The sequence below is a fragment of the Desulfosoma profundi genome (genome assembly GCF_055387865.1).
Genome location: NZ_AP042420.1, coordinates 2,434,957 through 2,452,971 on the forward strand (window position 1 = coordinate 2,434,957; position 18,015 = coordinate 2,452,971).

18 protein-coding genes are annotated in these 18,015 nt (G+C 59.4%); 6 read left to right on the plus strand and 12 right to left on the minus strand.

Going from position 1 to position 18,015, the window contains the following annotated elements:
• The first annotated feature begins 15 nt into the window (after positions 1-15).
• From ACZ5K9_RS10485 to ACZ5K9_RS10505, 5 genes are all read left to right on the plus strand, one after another.
• Positions 16-792 (plus strand): DUF116 domain-containing protein, encoded by a 777-nt coding sequence (locus tag ACZ5K9_RS10485; protein WP_464271283.1) that lies wholly within the window; start codon positions 16-18, stop codon positions 790-792.
• Positions 792-2,132 carry a 16S rRNA (cytosine(967)-C(5))-methyltransferase RsmB gene (rsmB, locus tag ACZ5K9_RS10490; RefSeq protein WP_464271284.1) on the plus strand — a complete coding sequence of 447 codons (1,341 nt, stop codon included), beginning with the start codon at positions 792-794 and terminating at the stop codon, positions 2,130-2,132. Before ACZ5K9_RS10485 ends, rsmB begins: the two co-directional genes overlap by 1 nt.
• A 242-nt stretch (positions 2,133-2,374) precedes the next feature.
• A complete protein-coding gene (rpe, locus tag ACZ5K9_RS10495; RefSeq protein ID WP_464271285.1) occupies positions 2,375-3,046 on the plus strand; it encodes a ribulose-phosphate 3-epimerase in 672 nt (223 codons plus the stop codon).
• Positions 3,047-3,118: 72 nt separating this feature from the next.
• On the plus strand, positions 3,119-3,976 hold the full coding sequence (locus tag ACZ5K9_RS10500) for a 3-hydroxybutyryl-CoA dehydrogenase (protein WP_464271286.1): 858 nt from the start codon (positions 3,119-3,121) through the stop codon (positions 3,974-3,976).
• 16 nt (positions 3,977-3,992) lie between these two features.
• A complete protein-coding gene (locus ACZ5K9_RS10505) occupies positions 3,993-5,192 on the plus strand; it encodes a thiolase family protein (RefSeq protein WP_464271287.1) in 1,200 nt (399 codons plus the stop codon).
• Positions 5,193-5,464: 272 nt separating this feature from the next.
• On the opposite strand, the gene ACZ5K9_RS10510 is transcribed toward ACZ5K9_RS10505, so the two are convergent.
• Complete coding sequence (locus tag ACZ5K9_RS10510) at positions 5,465-7,294, minus strand: aldehyde ferredoxin oxidoreductase family protein (RefSeq protein ID WP_464271288.1); 1,830 nt, start codon at positions 7,292-7,294, stop codon at positions 5,465-5,467.
• Between the two features lie 159 nt (positions 7,295-7,453).
• Here ACZ5K9_RS10510 and ACZ5K9_RS10515 point away from each other — a divergent pair, with 159 nt between their 5' ends.
• On the plus strand, positions 7,454-7,687 hold the full coding sequence (locus tag ACZ5K9_RS10515; protein WP_464271289.1) for a MoaD/ThiS family protein: 234 nt from the start codon (positions 7,454-7,456) through the stop codon (positions 7,685-7,687).
• Here the strand turns inward: ACZ5K9_RS10515 and ACZ5K9_RS10520 are convergent, their stop codons facing one another.
• The 11 genes from ACZ5K9_RS10520 to ACZ5K9_RS10570 all read right to left on the minus strand — a co-directional run bounded on the left by ACZ5K9_RS10520 (position 7,688) and on the right by ACZ5K9_RS10570 (position 17,887).
• Complete coding sequence (locus ACZ5K9_RS10520) at positions 7,688-8,389, minus strand: ABC transporter ATP-binding protein (protein WP_464271290.1); 702 nt, start codon at positions 8,387-8,389, stop codon at positions 7,688-7,690. It abuts the gene before it with no gap.
• Entirely contained in the window at positions 8,382-9,113 is a 732-nt protein-coding gene (locus ACZ5K9_RS10525) for an ABC transporter ATP-binding protein (RefSeq protein WP_464271291.1), read from the minus strand. Before ACZ5K9_RS10525 ends, ACZ5K9_RS10520 begins: the two co-directional genes overlap by 8 nt.
• A gap of 8 nt (positions 9,114-9,121) precedes the next feature.
• A complete protein-coding gene (locus ACZ5K9_RS10530) occupies positions 9,122-9,943 on the minus strand; it encodes a branched-chain amino acid ABC transporter permease (RefSeq protein ID WP_464271292.1) in 822 nt (273 codons plus the stop codon).
• 123 nt (positions 9,944-10,066) lie between these two features.
• A complete protein-coding gene (locus ACZ5K9_RS10535; protein ID WP_464271293.1) occupies positions 10,067-10,930 on the minus strand; it encodes a branched-chain amino acid ABC transporter permease in 864 nt (287 codons plus the stop codon).
• Between the two features lie 89 nt (positions 10,931-11,019).
• Positions 11,020-12,213, minus strand: coding sequence for an ABC transporter substrate-binding protein (locus ACZ5K9_RS10540; RefSeq protein WP_464271294.1), 1,194 nt, complete (start codon positions 12,211-12,213; stop codon positions 11,020-11,022).
• Between the two features lie 187 nt (positions 12,214-12,400).
• On the minus strand, positions 12,401-13,249 hold the full coding sequence (locus ACZ5K9_RS10545; RefSeq protein WP_464271295.1) for a beta-keto acid cleavage family enzyme: 849 nt from the start codon (positions 13,247-13,249) through the stop codon (positions 12,401-12,403).
• Positions 13,246-14,055 (minus strand): IclR family transcriptional regulator, encoded by an 810-nt coding sequence (locus ACZ5K9_RS10550; protein WP_464271296.1) that lies wholly within the window; start codon positions 14,053-14,055, stop codon positions 13,246-13,248. The genes ACZ5K9_RS10545 and ACZ5K9_RS10550 overlap by 4 nt, the downstream gene beginning before the upstream one ends.
• A 308-nt stretch (positions 14,056-14,363) precedes the next feature.
• Positions 14,364-14,828 (minus strand): 4Fe-4S dicluster domain-containing protein, encoded by a 465-nt coding sequence (locus tag ACZ5K9_RS10555; RefSeq protein WP_464271297.1) that lies wholly within the window; start codon positions 14,826-14,828, stop codon positions 14,364-14,366.
• Positions 14,829-14,903: 75 nt separating this feature from the next.
• Positions 14,904-15,380, minus strand: a complete 477-nt coding sequence (locus ACZ5K9_RS10560) for a 4Fe-4S dicluster domain-containing protein (RefSeq protein ID WP_464271298.1) — start codon at positions 15,378-15,380, stop codon at positions 14,904-14,906.
• A gap of 3 nt (positions 15,381-15,383) precedes the next feature.
• Positions 15,384-17,444, minus strand: coding sequence for a formate dehydrogenase subunit alpha (fdhF, locus tag ACZ5K9_RS10565; RefSeq protein WP_464271299.1), 2,061 nt, complete (start codon positions 17,442-17,444; stop codon positions 15,384-15,386).
• Positions 17,441-17,887, minus strand: coding sequence for a 4Fe-4S dicluster domain-containing protein (locus ACZ5K9_RS10570; RefSeq protein ID WP_464271300.1), 447 nt, complete (start codon positions 17,885-17,887; stop codon positions 17,441-17,443). The genes fdhF and ACZ5K9_RS10570 overlap by 4 nt, the downstream gene beginning before the upstream one ends.
• Between the last annotated feature and the right edge of the window lie 128 nt (positions 17,888-18,015).

Below are 18,015 nucleotides of genomic sequence, written 5' to 3' on the forward strand. Positions count from 1 at the left end.
AAGTCCGTCGCCGTCATGAATCCTGCCTTTTCTGAAAAATCCCTGATTATTCTTCTTCTCATTTTCACGGGCCTGCTTGTCAGCGGAATCCTCGCGGTGCTTTTTTTCGTGCCGTATTGGGGGTTTGCCCGGATCCATCCCTTTTTGCCTCATGCGGCGGCGATTCTTTTCTCTATGCTCATGGCCGCAGAGCTCGGAGCCGTCGCACTTCTCATTGTGGCCATCGCGTTGGGACGCGACGTCCCGTTTTCCGCGACCCTGCGCCGCATCAGCGCCAAGGTGCTCCTGCCGGGACTCATTGTCGTCGGAAACCTGATAGGCATCCCCAAAAAAACCGTCCAACATGCCTTTGTGGGCGTCAACAACGAGCTGGTCATGGCCGCTTTCCGATCGGGGAAAAAACCCCGCCATATTCTGCTGCTCATGCCCCACTGTATCCAATTTTCAGAATGTCCCGTCCGCATCACTTTTCATGTGGACAATTGCAAGCGCTGTGGCAAGTGCGCCATTGCCGAGCTCCAGGAAATCAAAGCCAAGTACGGTATCGACCTCGCCGTGGCCACCGGTGGCACCATCGCGCGGCGCATTGTGGTGGAAACCCGTCCGGATCTCATCGTGGCCGTGGCTTGTGAACGCGACCTCGTGAGCGGGATTCAGGACACTTTACCCTTGCCTGTCTATGGTATTTTCAACGAACGCCCCAACGGACCGTGCGTGAACACCCAAGTGCCGATGACTGAAGTGCGCACCGTGTTGGCACGACTACTCGGCGACAGATTGCGGGATTTTTGATGGACGACGTCCGTTCTCTGGCCTATCGGCTGCTCCTCCAAATGGAAAAACGCCCCGCCCATCCCGATCGTCTGCTTCGGGTGGCGTTGGCGAGAAACCCGGCTATGGACCCCCGGGATCGTGCACTGCTTACGGAACTGGTGTATGGCGTGCTGCGGTGGAGGCAGCGTTTGGACTGGCATGCGGAGGTGCTCAGCGAAAGGAAAAGGATTGAGCCGGAAGTCCGAATTCTTCTGCGCCTCGGCCTCTACCAGATTCTCTTTCTCGAAAAAATTCCAGCCCACGCGGCGGTGAATGAAACCGTGGAGCTGGCCAAGACCGCCTACGGTCAACGCGTGGTGGGATTTGTGAACGCGGTTTTGCGCCGGGCTTTACGTGCGGGTGAGGATTGGCCGTGGCCGGATCCCGACAAGGATCCGGTGCAATGGCTTTCGGTCATGACGTCTCATCCTGTCTGGTATGCTGAATATGCTCTGAAGCGGTGGGGCTTCGATGAAGCCCGCCTTGTCTTGACGGCGAATAACGAGCCGGCGGGAACGACATGCCGGGTCAATGTCCTCAGGGCGGATCGAGACCATGTGATCCGGTGGTTTCAAGACAAGGATATCCCTGCGGAACCGTCCCCGTTCTTGCCGGAGGCGGTTCGTTTGGGCAATCTGCGGATGGACATCGCGACCTGTGCGCCCTTTCTGGAGGGGTGGATTCAAGTGCAGGACGAGGCGTCGCAAATGGTCGGCAGGGTGGTGGATCCACAACCGGGGGAACGCCTCCTCGACTTGTGCGCGGGGTTTGGGGGAAAGACGACTCACCTTGGGGCCTTGATGGGAAACGAGGGGGAAATCGTTGCCGTGGATCGGGAGGCCTGGAAGGTGGAGGCCCTGCAAGATAACGTCCGGCGTCAGGGGATCCGCTGTGTGCAGCCTGTGGTCGCCGACGTGCTGGAACTGAACCCGGACGAAACAGGACTTTTCGATCGCGTGCTGGTGGACGCTCCATGCACGGGATTCGGAGTGCTTCGACGCAACCCCGATATCAAATGGCGGCGTGGAGCTCGGTCCCCTTACCGGGCGAGCCTCACCCAAAAGGCCGTCTTGCGCCAAGCGGCTCGTTTTGTTAGAAGGGGCGGGATTTTGGTTTACGCCACGTGCACGATTTTCGAGCTGGAGAATCGCGACGTGGCGGAAGATTTTTCCAATGCCTTTCCGGAGTGGGAAAGAGAATCGGTCGTGGATGTGCTTCCGCAACCCTGTCGCGCCATGGCCGATGGGCCGGATCTGTCCACCTGGCCCCATAGGCACGGTGTAGACGGGTTTTATGTGGCGCGCTGGCGCCGGCTCTAGCCCCGTGCGGAAAGGTTCAGGAAGACGCGGTTGACCGTGGGCTTCCTGAAATCGACCGACTCCTTCGACGAACGCATGCGGGTGCAGAACCGGATTGGAAAGGGCCGGCGCATTCCTGGGCTTCAGACGTCTGGACGAGAACTTGGAACATCGGGAAGCCCGGGCCCCGGCGGTGGACGACGGCTGCGGACAAGTCTTTAAGGTTTCACAAAGAACCGGCTATCCTCGAGGGAGACCGTCCTGTGGGAAAACACAAACTGGCTCCGTCCATCCTCTCGGCGGATTTCGGTCGACTGGCTGAAGAAGTGCAGGCGGTGGAACAGGCCGGCGCCGATTGGATTCATGTGGATGTCATGGACGGACATTTCGTGCCCAACATCACCATTGGGCCAGACGTGGTCAAGGCCGTCCGTCGGGCGACAACTCTGCCGGTGGACGTCCATCTCATGATCGCGGCCCCCGATCGTTATCTGGAAAACTTTGTGGCCGCGGGGGCCGATTGGCTCGGCGTGCACGTGGAAGCCTGCGCGCATTTGCATCGCACGATCCAGCGCATTCGGGAGCTGGGAGCCAAGGCCTCGGTGGCGGTCAATCCTGCGACGCCGCTCTGCCTGGTGGAACCCATCTTGGAACATGTGGACATGGTGTTGCTCATGACGGTCAACCCCGGATTTGGCGGCCAAAAGTTCATTCCTTCCGTGCTTCCCAAAATTCGGGAACTCCGGCGCTGGATTGACCAAAGGTCTTTGGACGTGCTCATACAGGTGGACGGCGGGGTGTGCGTGGACACGATGGACGCCTTGGTGGCGTCCGGCGTCGATATCTTCGTGGCCGGGTCGGCCGTGTTCCAAGGCGGGGACTACCGAAAAACGGTCCGCGCCCTGAAATCTCGATTTCCTAACCATTTGGCATGACAAGAGTACCGGCCTGCGCCAGGGGTGCGCCGGCCGATAAAAGCCGTGCAGGACAATCTTAAGGAGGGGTCCATGGACGTGAAAAAGGTTTGTGTGTTGGGTGCCGGCATTATGGGTTCGGGGATTGCGCAAGTTTTGGCCCAGGCCGGATACCAAGTGGCTTTGAGGGACATCGAGCAGCGCTTCGTCGAGAAAGGTCTGAGCGGGATTAAGGGGAATCTGGACCGGGCTGTGGCGAAAGGCAAAATGACCGCGGAGGAAGCCGAGGCGATCATGGCCCGCATCCAGGGCACCACGGACATGGCCCACGCGGCCGCAGGGGCGGATTTCGTCATCGAGGCCGTCATTGAAAACATGGAGCTCAAAAGAAAGGTTTTTCAAGAGCTGGACAGCCTCTGCCCCCCGGAAGCCGTTCTGGCTTCCAATACCTCGGGGCTCTCCATCACGGAGATGGCCTCCGTGACCCAACGCCCCGATAAAGTCATCGGCATGCATTTCTTCAATCCGGTTCCCGTGATGAAGCTCGTGGAAATCATCCGCGGTTTGGCGACGGCGGATGAGACCTTCGCGACGACCAAAGCCTTGGTGGAAAAGATGGGCAAAGTGCCCATCGAAGTCAAAGAAGCCCCGGGTTTTGCCGTCAACAGGATCCTGTGCCCGATGATCAACGAGGCGATTTTCGTCTACTCAGAAGGGATTGCCTCCGCCGAAGACATCGACCGGGCCATGACCCTGGGTGCCAATCATCCCATCGGTCCCTTGGCTTTAGCGGACATGGTGGGCTTGGATACCCTGCTGTTCGTTCTGGAAGGGCTTCATAGGGAGTTGGGAGAAGACAAGTACCGACCTGCCCCGTTGCTGCGCAAGATGGTCCGCGCGGGTTACCTGGGGCGGAAAAGCGGCAAAGGGTTTTACGATTACACCAAGTGAATTGTGAGGGGATGGAATGACGGATCGAGATGCGCTCATTGTCGCGGCGGCGCGGACGCCCATCGGTAAATTCGGCGGGACCCTGAAAGACATGCGGGCTTCCGCCTTGTTGGCCCATGTGATGACGGAGGTTTTGAAGCGGGCGGGTCAGCTCCCGCCGAGTCTTCTCGACGAAGTGGTCACCGGGGATTGTGTGCAATGCTTCGATGAAGCCAACACGGCCCGGACGGCCATGCTCCGCGCGGGCTTTCCCGTGGAGATTCCTGCGCACACCATTCAGCGACAGTGCGCCTCCAGCATGCAGGCCCTTGCGACAGCAACGCAAATGATCAAAGCCGGGGACGCCGATGTGGTCATGGTCGGCGGTGTGGAATCCATGAGTTCGGCGCCTTATTATCTGCCTGGCGCACGATGGGGCATGCGGCTCATGAACCACGAGGTGGTGGACAGCGTGTGGGAGATGCTCCATTCTGGAAGCCGCCTGCTGGGTCAGCCCATGATCATGGGGATGACGGCGGAAAACCTGGCGGAAAAATACGGCATTTCAAGACAGGATCAGGATGAGGTGGCCCTGCGCAGTCATCACAACGCGGAAGCGGCCATCAAAGAAGGCCGGTTCAAAGACGAAATCGTTCCGGTGGAGGTTCCCGGTCCAAAAGGCAAAACTTCTGTTTTTGAACACGATGAACATCCGCGGTTCGGCTTGACCATGGACGATTTGGCCCGTTTGAAGCCGGTGTTCAAGAAGGATGGTACGGTGACGGCCGGGAATTCGTCCGGTCTGAACGATGGGGCGGTGGCGGCCTTGGTGATGAGTCGAGCCAAGGCGAAAGAATTGGGCGTTCGCCCCATGGCTCGTGTTGTCGCAACGGCGGCGGCCGGTGTGGAACCCGAATACATGGGCTATGGTCCTGTGCCCGCGACGGAAAAAGTTCTCAAGAAAACCGGCATGTCTCTGAAAGACATCCAACTGATCGAACTCAACGAAGCCTTTGCCGCCCAATACCTCGCCTGCGAACGAGGCTTGGGGCTGGATCGGTCCATCACCAATGTGAACGGGAGCGGCATTGGGTTGGGGCATCCCGTGGGATGCACCGGGCTGCGGATTGTGGTCTCGCTGATCTACGAAATGGCACGGCGGGATCTCAGCGTGGGTTTGGCCACCTTGTGTGTCGGGGGCGGCATGGGCATGGCGACCGTTATCGCCCGGGAATAGGCGGGTTGCCGTTTGTTCGGCGGACTTTCTTTTGGCGTTTCAAAAGAAGCAGGGCTTCGCCTAGGACGGACCGGCGGGAGCGGTTCCCGCCGGTCCCGCGTGCCCAAGGGTTCATTTTCGGAAAGGCTTTCGCGGCTCAGTGGGAACCACGTTTCTTTCCCCGGCCGATCGTCTCATCGTCATAAGGCTGAAGGGGGCGGCCGGCTTTCCTGCGGATCGCCCCCGTGCTGCGGCGTGTTGGCTGTGCTCGTCGGCATCGGGCTTCAGGCGCATCAGTCTGTGAGGCCCAACCGCTCCAAAAGCTCCGGTGTCGGCCGGCCGGAGCTGTCCCAGCCCCGCAGCCGGTAATAGACCGGGAGCATCTTGTCCAATTCGCAGACGTGCCCTTTCGCGGGTCCGACGGGCATGGGCTCCTGGGTCATGCGCGGCGGCAGGCTGTCGTCCTTGGCGTCGAAACCTGCCTTGACCAAAAACAGGCGCTCCGTGTTGATGATTCGTTCTGCGGCGTTCATGAGGCTTTCCATGGTGTAGCCTGCCCCGGTGGCGGCGTTCAGGAGTTCCAAGATGCGCACGGGGCGGATGTCTTTGGTTTTGGTCACCAGGTTTCTCACCGAAAAAAAGACACACAGCCCGGCTGAATCGATCAAGGCGAAAACATCTTGCCAGTCTTTGACAATCTGGGGCTTGTCCTCCCAAGTCAAGGGATCCACCAGGACGGGGACTCCCAGGATTTCGATATAGGCCGGGTCCCCACGCATGTGGCTCGCCCCGATGGGCGACGTGGCATAGGCCAACCCCATCCCTTTTTCCGCCCGAGGTTCATAACCGGCGAACTCCTGACCTTTGGAGACCATCGCCAGCTCAGGGCACCCGTACCGAGTTGCCAATCGCAGACTGCCTTCGGCAAGCTCATTACCGAATCCTTCCCGGAGCGCCGTCATGTGAACCATTTCCACCAGACCGTGGGCATCCCCGAAGGGCAAGGGTCGGCCAATGGTCCGTTCATCCAGGATGCCTCGTTCATACATTTCCATGGCACAGGCGATGGTGGCCCCGGCGGAAATGGTATCCATCCCCATTTCGTTACAGATGTAATTGGCTTTGATGACGGCAGCGAAGTCGCGCACGCCGCAATTGCTGCCCAAAGCGTAGACCGTTTCGTATTCGGGCCCTTCGCCTTCCCCTTGGAAGGGGCCTTCGGCCACTCGAGTGACCCGACCGCAGGCGATGGGACAACTGTAGCAGGATTTGGCCCGTACGAGGTACTTTTCCGTGAGCACTTCCCCCCCGATGTCCTTCCAGTGCTCAAAGGTTCCCTGCTGGAAATTGCGGGTCGGGTAGGCACCGACGTTTTGGGTTCCGGTGGAGGTGATGGCCGTGCCGTAAATGCGAAGGGGCAAAGGGCCTTTCTGGGTGGCTTGTTTGAATCCGGCCATGATGTCCTTGAGGATCTTTTTGAACGTTTCGGGATCATGTATGGGGACCTTGGCCGTGCCGAAAACGACGACCCCCTTGAGGTTTTTGGATCCCATGACGGCGCCGACGCCGGAGCGGCCCGCCGCCCGATCCTTGTCGTTCATGATGCTGGCAAACAGAACACGACGTTCCCCGGCGGGTCCGATGACGGCCGTTTTGGCGTCTTCTCGGGTTTCTTGACGAAGCAGCCGGTCCGTTTCGTGGGTGTTTTTGCCCCAGAGGTGTCCGGCACTGCGCAGTTCCGCCGATCCGTCGCAGATCCACAGATACACGGGTTCGGGTGAGCTTCCCTCGAAGATGATCCCGTCGAATCCCGCCTTTTTGAGCATGGTCGGGAAGTAGCCGCCGGCATTGGAGCAGGTGAGAGCCCCTGTGAGGGGGGACTTGGTCATGACCATGTAACGGGCGCCGGTGGGTGTTCCGGTTCCCGTGAGCGGGCCGGTGAGAAAAATGAGTTTGTTCGCCGCAGAGAAAGGATCGATGTCCGCCGGGACCTCGTCAAGGAGGATGCGGGCGCCGAGGCCTCTTCCTCCCACGTACGCGATGGCGTCGTCCCGGTCCAGAGGTTCGATGCTTGTGGTTCCCGCCGTAAGGTCGACTCGAAGGATCTTCCCCATCCATCCCATGGCTGTCCTCCAATGTTCAGGCTCGATTTTCACAAAGCTTCACGATACATTGCCGAACGGAATCTTTGGAAACGTCACGTTCCCGTCGCTTGGGGAGCTTGTCGGTCATTCTCTCGGTTCGCGGCCGTCCCATTGGCACCATAGCCCATTTGAGGCGCCATGAAAATTCGGGTCGAAAGCTTCGCAACCTATCGAGAGTATACGCGGACCCTGCCCGAAGACAAACTCGTCGACGTGCCGGAAGGGGCCACCGTGGGGGAAGTGTTGCGCCTGTTGGGTGTGCCTGAAGATGCGCCCAAGATCCTTCTCGTGAACGGCAGAGCGCGCTCTCCGGAAAGCCGTCTTGCGGCCGGAGACCATTTGGTTTTCTTTCCGCCTCTGGAAGGGGGCTGATCAGAGCCCCAGATAAGCTTCCCGGATTTTCGGGTCATGGAGCAATTCCGCCGAGAGACCGTGTCGTGTGATTCGACCTGTTTCCATGACGTAGGCGCGATCGCTGTTCTTGAGAGTCATTTCCACGTTCTGTTCCACCAATAACACCGTCATGGCCCGCCGGATCTCTCGGAGTTGGTCGAAAATTTCCTTGACGACCAAGGGGGCGAGGCCCAGGGACAGCTCGTCGATCAGGAGGATTTTCGGGCGGGCCATAAGGGCTCGGCCGATGGCCAGCATCTGCTGCTCCCCTCCTGACAAGGTCCCGGCTCTTTGATTCCAGCGCTGTCGCAAAATGGGGAACATGCTCGTCACGCGGTCCATGGATTCGGCCATGAGTCCGCGGGCTTCCCGGCGATAGGCCCCCATTTCCAAGTTCTCCCGAACGGTCAAGTCCTTGAACACCCGCCGTCCTTCCGGCACGCACGCCACCCCAAGGCGGACGACCTCGTGGGGGGCCAGGGGGCCGATGTCCGTTCCATGTAGACTCACGGTTCCTTGGGCGGGCTTCACCAGGCCCATGAGCGTCCGGATGAGCGTGGTTTTCCCGACGCCGTTGGCGCCGACGATGGCCACGGTTTCGTTGTCCTGAACCTGAAACGAAAGGCCATGCAGGATCTTGTTTTCCCCGATAAAGACGTGGAGGTCCTTCACTTCAATCATCAGGTTCTCCCAGATAGGCTTCGATGACGCGCGGGTCATGCACTACGGTTTCGGGATCGCCTTGACAGAGGAGTCGGCCGCGGTCGAGCACCAAAAGCTTTTCCACAACCTGCATGAGGGCGCCCATCACATGTTCGATCCACAGGATGGTCACGCCGAACGTGTCCCGAATGGCACGGATGAGATCCAAAGCTTTGAGGATCTCACCGGTATTGAGGCCGCCGAGGACTTCGTCCAGGAGAATGAGCTTGGGACGGGTGGCCAAAGCCCTGGCGATTTCCAGCAACTTCTTGTGGATGAGGTTCAAGTGGCGGGCTTCGGTATGCATGAAATCTTTGAGGCCGACGAAATCCAAAAGCTCTTCCACCTGGCGGCGCCGCGCCGGAGTCTCTCCGGTGAAACCGTCCCGGCCGATGAGCCCGACCACCACATTTTCGTAACAGGTCATCTTCTCGAATGGACGCGTGATTTGAAAGGTGCGGGCGATGCCCTTTCGGCAAACGTGGTAGGGTTTGCGGCATGTCATGTCTTCGCCGCAGAAGCGGATGACTCCCTCATCACATGGAAAAGTTCCCGCAATCAAATTGAACAGGGTTGTTTTTCCTGCGCCGTTGGGTCCGATAAGCCCCACGATCCGCCCCTGTTCCATGTCAAAACTGACGCCGGCGACGGCCACAAGGCCGCCGAAACGTTTGACCACGTCACGAACTTCCAAAAAAGCCATGGGATGCCTCACGAGGAAAGCGCCTGTGCACGTTTGCGCCACAGCCCCATCAGACCTTCCGGGGCGAAGCGGCAGACAACCAGGGCGATGAGTCCGAAAAAGAGCACGTGAAATTGGCCGTAGATGCGGATGTATTCGGAAAGAAACTGGAGAAACACCGCACCGATCATGGGTCCGACAAAAGTGCCCATGCCTCCGATGACGGTCATGGCCAAAACGAGAAACATCAGGTTGAGAGAGAGGATCTCGGGGGTGATGAGTTGATGGTAGTGGCCGTAGAGAGCCCCGGCCAAGCCCGCCATGGTGCTGGAAATGACGAAGGCCGCCAGCCGGATGTGCACCACATGAATGCCCAAAGAGGCCGCCGCCGTTTCATCGTTTTGCACCGCCCGGAAAGCCGTTCCCAAATCGGAACGGACCACACGATGGATGGCGTAAAGGAGACCCAGGGTTACGGCGGCCATGAGAAAGTAGGCGGCGGTTTTTGAATAAACCGGTAAGAGGAACGGCACCGGGAGTCCCATGGTGCCGCGGGTGAATTCATATTCGTTGTCGATGATGATGCGCAGCATTTCCGAAAAGGCCAAGGTTGTCAACGACAGATAGATACCGCCCATGCGGATGCACAGCAGCCCAAGAAACAGGCCCAGGGCCGCAGCGACCGCCATGCCCAGAAGGGCTCCGAGAAGAGGCGGGATGTGAAAATGGATGGCGGCCAATCCCGAAACGTAAGCCCCCACCCCGGCAAAGGCCGCGTGGGCGAAAGAAACCTGGCCGTGTATCCCGACAACAAGTTCCAGCTGGAGGCCATCATCACATAAAAGAGGCAAAGGATTCCCGTGTGCAGCCAATAGTCGCCCGCGACAAAGGGAAAGAGGGCGAGCAAGGGAATTACAGCGAACGGGGATTTTCGAATCCAGCGGTGAATCACGCACGGCTCCTTTGATGCCACCTTAGAGTTGTTTTTGGCCGAAAAGCCCGGTCGGACGAACCACCAAGACGAGGAGCAAAATGAAAAAGCCGAAAAAATGCTTGTAACCCGAGGATACATAGGCGGCGCCCAGATTCTGGACAAGCCCGAGGACGAGACCCCCGACGACGCAGCCGGTAAGGCTTCCCATACCTCCCAGAACCACCACGATGAATGCGGTCAGACTCACCCCGACACTCACCGTGGGGGTGACTGGAAAAATGGGCGCGAGAATCACCCCGGCCGCCGCGGCCAAAGCGCACCCCGTGGCAAAGGAGAGCATGTTGACCATGGTCGGATTGACACCGAGCATGGCGGCCATTTCCCGATCTTGCGCCACGGCTCGCACGGTTTTGCCGAACCAGGTTTTCTTGATGACTAGGAAAAGCACGGCGATCACGGCGGTTCCGGCGACCAGGGCTGCCAGACGCTGGTTTCCGTAATAAAACAAACCAAAGATGTGGGTGGAGCCGCTCACCCAACTGGGGGGCTTTTGGGGATAGGGACCGAAAATGAGCAAATAGGCATTTTGCAAGACAATGGACAACACAAACGTGTTGATCAAAGAGGCCATGTCATTGCCGTAGGTGTTTCGGATAAGCGTTCGTTCGACCACGAGACCGAAAACGAACACCACCACGACGGCGAGCGTCGCGGCCACGGCGACGGGAAGCCCCAAAGCCCGAGCGAACAACGCACTGAAATAACCGGCCAGAACGTAAAGCTCCCCGTGGGAGAAATTGATGACGTTCATGATGCCCACGATGAGCGAGACGCCTAAAGCGGAAAGCGCATAGATGACGCCCAGCAGGAGGCCGTTGGTGGCGTAGAGGAGGAAATCCTGCATAAAGAGAACGTCCTTTCCACAAGTGCCGCAGAGTCCGGGCGTGGCGACAGGGGTTATGAATTGGGGCGGGACAACCCGCCCCTCGGAGGTTACTTCTTCTTGAGTTCTCCCGTCTTGACGTTCATGGGATACACCACCACCTGTTCCTTATTCTGCCACTGCACGATCAGCATCGGCGGCTGCCACTGGTGGTAACGGTAATCCCCTTTTTCCAGCCCGAACTGAACCACGCCACTGCCCACTTCCAACTTTGTTTTTTCCAGAGCGTCCACCACCTTTTCACTGTCGGTGGATCCGGCACGGCGGATGGCGTCGGCGGCGATGAGCAGCACGTCATAGATGGAGCGGGATTTGTAATCCGTGGGTTCCTTTCCGAACTTTTTCGTATAAGCTTCCCGGTACTTCTTGGACACTTGGTTGAAGTCCACTTTGCTGTGCATCCTGGAGAGAAACAGCTCCAGATTGCCGGCATCGCCCACATTTTGCCAAAATTCAGGCCACAGGCTCGGCGGACCGGCGCCTTCCAGGATTAACGCTTTTTGCGGGAACAGTCCTGTTTCATTGGCCTGGGCGATAAAATAGTGGACGCCAAAGCCGTAAATGAAAGCCAGCACGAGATCCGGCTGAAAGGCCGCAATCTTGTTCAGTTCGGTGTAATGATCCTGGCTTTGACGTTCCGTTTCCACGGTCATGAATTCCACGCCCATGGCCTTGAGGCCGTCTTCGGCCAGTTTCTTAATTCCCAGACCCCAGTCCGTGTTTTCCGCCACGATGGCCACGCGTTTGAAGCCGTAATCTTTAACGAAACCCAGCAGATTGTCCTTAACGACCCCGCTGTTACACGGCCCGGCGCGGAAGACGTAGCGGGAATTCTTGGCGGTGATTTCATCCGCCCATGCTTCCGCAATGATCAGCGGATGTTTGTATCGGTCGGCGATGGGCACCTCGGCCAGCGCGCAAGAGGAGTGGCTTTCGCCGACGGTGACCACCACCTTGTCGCCCGTGATGAGTTTTTCGAGGCCTGAGGCTGCCTTTTCCGGCGTTCCGCCTGTATCTTCAAAAACCACTTCCACCTTCTTGCCGAGCACACCGCCCTGTTCGCCGTTGATCACCTCCAACGCCAGGGCGATTCCCTCCTCAAAGGCTGCGCCCGTGGCCGCCGCGGGACCTGTGCGAGGACCGACGACGCCGATTTTGAGGGTTTCCGCTGCATCGGCGAAAGAAAACCCCGCAAGACAAAGCCCGAGAACCGCTGAAACCGACAGCACTCTTTTCCAGACCATTCAAAGCCTCCTTCGTCTTGAACCCACAGCACCGGGGGACAACACCGAAAATCCCCCAACACGATTCCGCTCACGAGGCGACACAGGTCGCCGTCGACGTGATGTTCCGGCGTGAACCAGACCAGAATCAAGGAATCCTTCCTCCGGTCGAGCCTCTCCTGGGCCGAGGTGATCTGGGAGGCGATTTTCAGCTTTCTCCTGGCGGCGACACCCCACGTGAGGCTTCGCCGAGTCCGAGGAGTGTCCGGGCCTCATCGGGGGAGGCCACTTCCCGGCCCAGTTCTCGGGCGATCCGCACGATCCGTTCCACCAATTGCTCGTTGGTCGCTAATTCGCCCTTTCTATAGTAGATGTTGTCTTCCAGTCCCACCCGCACATGGCCCCCCATCACAATGCCCAAAACGTTCATGGGCAATTGGGCTGCACCTATGCCCGACACCGTCCAGGTGGCGCCCGCCGGAAGACTGGTCTTGAGATGGATGAGATTTTCCGCCGTTGCGGGGATCGCCCCTTTGAGTCCCATGACAAAGTTGAAGTGGAGCGGTGGACGCGCCAACCCCCGGGCCGCCAAGTCCACGGCGTTGGCAATCATGCTCGTATCAAAGATTTCCATTTCCGGTTTGATACCGTACCGAAGCATGTCGGCGGCCAATTTTTCGATGAGATCCGGGCCGTTGATATAAACCGAATCCGGGAAATTGACGGAACCCGTGGTCAGACTTGCCATCTCCGGACACAGGGCCAGCCGCTGGCTCCGCTCTTCATAGCTCATGCCCGCTCGTCCCCCGGTGGAAATCTGGACGATCAAGCGAGACCGTCCGCGGAGCCCTTCCATGACTTCTTCAAAAAGGTCATAGCGTGGGGAAGGAGCCTGGGTTTCAGGATCCCGGACGTGCACGTGAACGATAGAGGCACCGGCCGATTCGCACCGCCGGGCGCACTCCACGATCTCCTTGGGAGTGATGGGTACGTGCGGTGTCTTGGATCTCACGGGCAAAGAACCCGTGGGCGCCACGGTGATCACCAGTTTGTTCATGCATCGCCCTCGTTCTGTCGATGAACGCGTATAACGGACACCTGCTTGGCCATCAGGTCCGAAATGGTCTGAGCTGTTTCCCGAAGCGGGGGAAGACACTGTGCCACCAGCTCATCCACGGTATACCGAGTGGTGGGAACAGCGACATTGACCGCCGCCAGCGGATACCCCTTCTTCAGCACAGGAACGGCGATGGAGCGCAGTCCAACCGAGAGCTCCTCGTCGTTGACCGCGTAGCCTCGGCTCCGAACCAGCTCCAACTCGTGCCGAAACGCCTCCGGGGAGGTGATGGTGCGGTGGGTGAGTGCATAAAAAGGCAGGTTTTGGAGGAGCTCCTCCCGTTCCATGTCGGGCAGGAAGGCCATGATGGCCTTGCCCATGGAAGTGCAATGGATGGGGAGCCGTGCCCCGATGTGAAGGGGATGTTTCATGATGGGTTCGGTGACGTAACGGTCCACGTAGAGGATTTCCTGCCCGTCGCGAACCGCCATGTTGACGGTTTCCCCGAGACGTCGCGATAAGTCCTGCAAGTACGGTTCGCCCACCTGTCTGATGTCCATGCGGCTCAGGGCCGCATAACCGAGGGCGAGCATTTTCGGGGCCAAGAAATAGTACTTGTCCGCGGTTTTATGGAGATACCCCAGTCGCACCCATGTGTAACAAAACCGCGATACGGTGACCTTATTGAGACCGACGGCTTCGGCGATTTCCGTCAAGTTCAGCGGTCTTTCCGCCTGAGACAGCACTTCCAGAACCGCCATTCCCCGGGAAAGGGACTGGATAAAGGCCCTGGATCCGTCCTCCATGATTGTCACCTTCGGTGCCATTGTGTTCGCTCCCCACGGGTTCACAAAATTTCACGCTGCAATGAATTGTTTTGCTATGTAGAAAAATACCCCACGGGATGTCAAGCCGATTCTCGAGGCGGCCGGGCCGGGGGCCGTCGTCCGGAGGAGATGGGAAGTGGGTTCTTCAGGTTCATGATGACCTGTGGGGGGCGTTCCTGGGCTGATGTCCGGCATGTGCGATGAATTTTTCCGGCCGTCAGGGCATTCAGGTCGTAGCAGCCGCGACGGGGTCGCGACGGGTTGTGGCCGTGCCGACGCCCGGTTTCCTAGCCGACCGATCCCGAAAGCGTCCTCGAGGCGGCCCTTAGGCGATAGGCTTCGTCTTCCCGACGACATGCGGGGCACATGGAGATCCATGCAGGGGGGACGTCGGGAATGTTGATTTCCATGGAGAGCTTTTGGGCGAGCAGATGTCGGATTTTTTCCGTCGTGTAGGGGTGCCCGCATTTTCGGCATCGGGCCAAAGGAATGGACCAAAGGACGGCGGACTCCGCGTGGGAGGCTTCAACGGACGGGACGGGGACCAAAGCGACGGCATTCACAGGACACACCTTCTGGCAGGCATCACAGTCGGCGGAACAGAGACGTGGTGCCGAAAAAATCCGCTCGGAAGACTCATCCCGAAAGCGGATGGATTGGTGCGGGCACGCCGCGGCGCATGCAAAACATCCGCAACATTTTTCCACATCAATGACAAGGTGTCGGTTTTTTCCCGGCTCGACCATGGCCATATCCCGATTCCGTAAAGTTGTCCCGCCGTGGATTTATCCGGGCTTGGCGTCTCACGTTCCTTTTTCTCCGGAACCCTACCGGCTGCCCCGGTTCGGCAAGCTTTCCGGCGGGAGGGTTTGCTTTAGGCGTCGTCGCCGCAGCGGGACAGTGACCCTGTCGGTGAGGGCCTCCGTTGGGCACGTGAGTACGCAGGCCGGCCGTTTGCCTTCCCCCCGACGGTCACGGCACAGGTCGCATTTGGCAACGCTCGGCGAACCGAGCGGGTTAACCGTCAGGACCCCGAAAGGACACGCCATGGCGCAGAAGCCGCAGCGCGTGCACCGGTCAGCCAAGAACACCACGCCGTCGGCTTCGCGCCAGACCAAAGCTTTCTCCGGACATGCGATGACGCAGGGGCTGTTTTCGCACTGCCGACACATCACGGGCACCGGAAGATCGTTGACAAAGGCGAGATAAATGCGGGAGGCGCCCCCATGCGTTGTTTCACACGCCGTTTCGCAGGCGAAGCATGCCGTGCAGCGTTGAAAGTCCACGTGAAGAAAAGCGTTCATAGTCTAGCTCTCACCTCCCTTTTCCACTCTGCACGCCGCGGTCTTGTATTCGGGGATTTTGGCCCATGGATCGAGAGCATCCTGAGTGAGGACGTTGGTTTCGGGAAAGTGAAAGGGAGCGAAGACGACACCCGGGGGGACTGTCTCCGTGAGGTGGAGACAAGCTTCCACGAATCCCCGGCGCGTGACGATTCGCACCCGATCCCCGTCTGCGAGCTTTTCCCGCGCGGCGTCCTCAGGATGCATGTCTACGACCAGGCGAGGGGCTCGAAGGCTTAAACTGGGGGTCCTTCGGGTCATGGCCCCGCTGTTGTAATGCACCGTCACCCGACCAGTGGTCAGGCAATAGGGGAATTCCCTGTCGGGATTTTCGGAGAGCGGCCGAAATTCAATGGGAAAGAGCCGAGCCCGGCCGTCGGCGGTGGCGAATTGCTCTGTATGGAGTATGGGGGTGCCGGGATGTGCCTCATGGGGACATGGCCAATGGATGCCGCCCATGGCCGTCATGAGGCGCTGCGGCCCGATACCGCCGTAGGCGGGGACCACGCGGCGGATTTCTTCCAGGATGTCTTCTGGGCCGTTATATGGGAAAAAACGTTGGAGTCCGAGGTGATGGGCGAGATCCGTGAGGATCTTCCAGTCGGGCCGAGCTTCTCCCGGAGGGGTGACGACTTTCGGCGACCACTGGACCCGCCGATCCGTGTTGGTTCGGGAGCCGCTTTTTTCCGCCCAGGCTGCCGCGGGCAGCACGAGATGGGCCAGCTCAGCGGTTTCTGTGAGGAACAAGTCCACCACAAGGAAAAAATCCAGTCGCTGCAGGCTTTCCCGGGTCTTTTGGCTGTTTGGGCTGGTGACCACGGGATTCTCCCCGACGGCGATCAGGCCGCGGAGGCTTTCCCCGGCCGCCTGTTCCATTTCCGTGACCGTCAGCCCCACCATGGGGGGCAGCGTCCCAGCAGGCAGTCCCCATGCGTTTTCAAAAAAGGCCCGGGCGTCCGGATCCGTCACAGGCCGATACCCGGGCAGGAGGCCACTCAGCGCTCCCATGTCGCAGGCACCCTGGACGTTGTCTTGACCGCGGACGGGAAAGAGCCCCGAGCCCCGTTTCCCCACATGGCCGGTGACGAGAGCCAGATCGGCACAGGCTTGAACCGCTGTGGTCCCATGAACATGCTGGGTCACCCCCATGCAGTAGATGAGGGCCGATCGGGAAGCCTTGGCATAGAGCCGTGCCGCTCGGACGATATCCCGGGCGGGCACCCCGGTGATGTGGCTTGCCCACGAAGGGTCGCTCCATCGGACCGACGCCCGCAGGGCGTCCACACCCACGGTTCTCTGAGCGATAAAGGCCTCATCGTGAAGTCCATCCCGAAAGATGACGTGAAGCATAGCCGCCACAAGGGCCGTGTCCGTCCCTGGGCGCACGGGCAAATGGAGGTCGGCGATCCAGGTGGTGGGAGTGCGTCGAGGATCCGCCACGACAATGCAAGCACCCCGGTCCTTGGCTTCCTGGACCCATCGAAAGGCGACCGGATGGTTTTCCGCAAGGTTTGAGCCCACAAAGAAGAGGCAATCCGCATGGGCCAGGTCCGATAACGGATTGGTGGCCGCCCCGAGGCCGAGCATTGGACCAAGCCCGGCGAGGGTGCTGGCATGGCAGAGGCGCGCGCAGTGGTCCACATGGGGTGTTCCAAGAATCCGCGCCAGTTTTTGTAATAAATAATTCTCTTCGTTGGTCCCCTTCGCGGTGGACAGAAAGCCCAGGCTCTGAGGACCATGAGTGCGGATGAGCGTCTGGATTCTTTCCGCCGCCGTCGCCAATGCCGCTTCCCAGGGCAGAGGGGTCCAGCCGGAAGCTGTGCGTTGGAGTGGGCGCGTGAGGCGCTCAGGATGCTCTAAGATCGCCAAGGCGGCATGTCCTTTGGCGCATAGACGGCCGGCGTTGACGGGGGAATCCAGTGCATATTCCAGCCCAATCACCCGGTCCTGTTCCACGATGAGGTCCAGATGACACCCGACAGCGCAGTACGGGCATACGGTCCGAACGCAAGCGGTGTTGTTCATGAGCTTTGAACGCTCCCCGAGGCGCCCACATTCTCCTCACCCGGAACCATGCGGGCCGCGTCCACAAAACGGCTGATGGTGCGACGACGTCGGTCCGAAAGAAAAACGCTTTCCAACACCAGAGCTTTCGTCGGACAGGCTTCCACACATGCCGGCTGATTTCTTCCCAGGCATCGGTCGCACTTGACCACAAAGGGTTCCCCTCCGCCTGGCTCAATCACGCCAAACGGGCAGGCCATGATGCAGGCGTGGCAGCCGATGCATCGCTCCACCGAGTAGGCGACCAGCCCGGTGAGCTCATCAAAGCGCAGGGCCCCTGTGGGGCAGCACCGGACGCACGGCGCGTCCTCGCAGTGACGACACAGGAAAGGACCGGTCTTTCCGCCGCCTGCTCCACAAAGACGCGACGCTTTGGCTTGGGTTCTTCCAAGATTGCCGCCCAAAGGGTGCCGCTTCGAGAATGCGCCACCCGACAGGCCAGTTCACAAGAACGGCATCCGACGCACCGTTCCAGCCGCACCATAACCCTCTCAAGGATGGTTGTTTCCATCATCGGCTCCTTCCATGGATC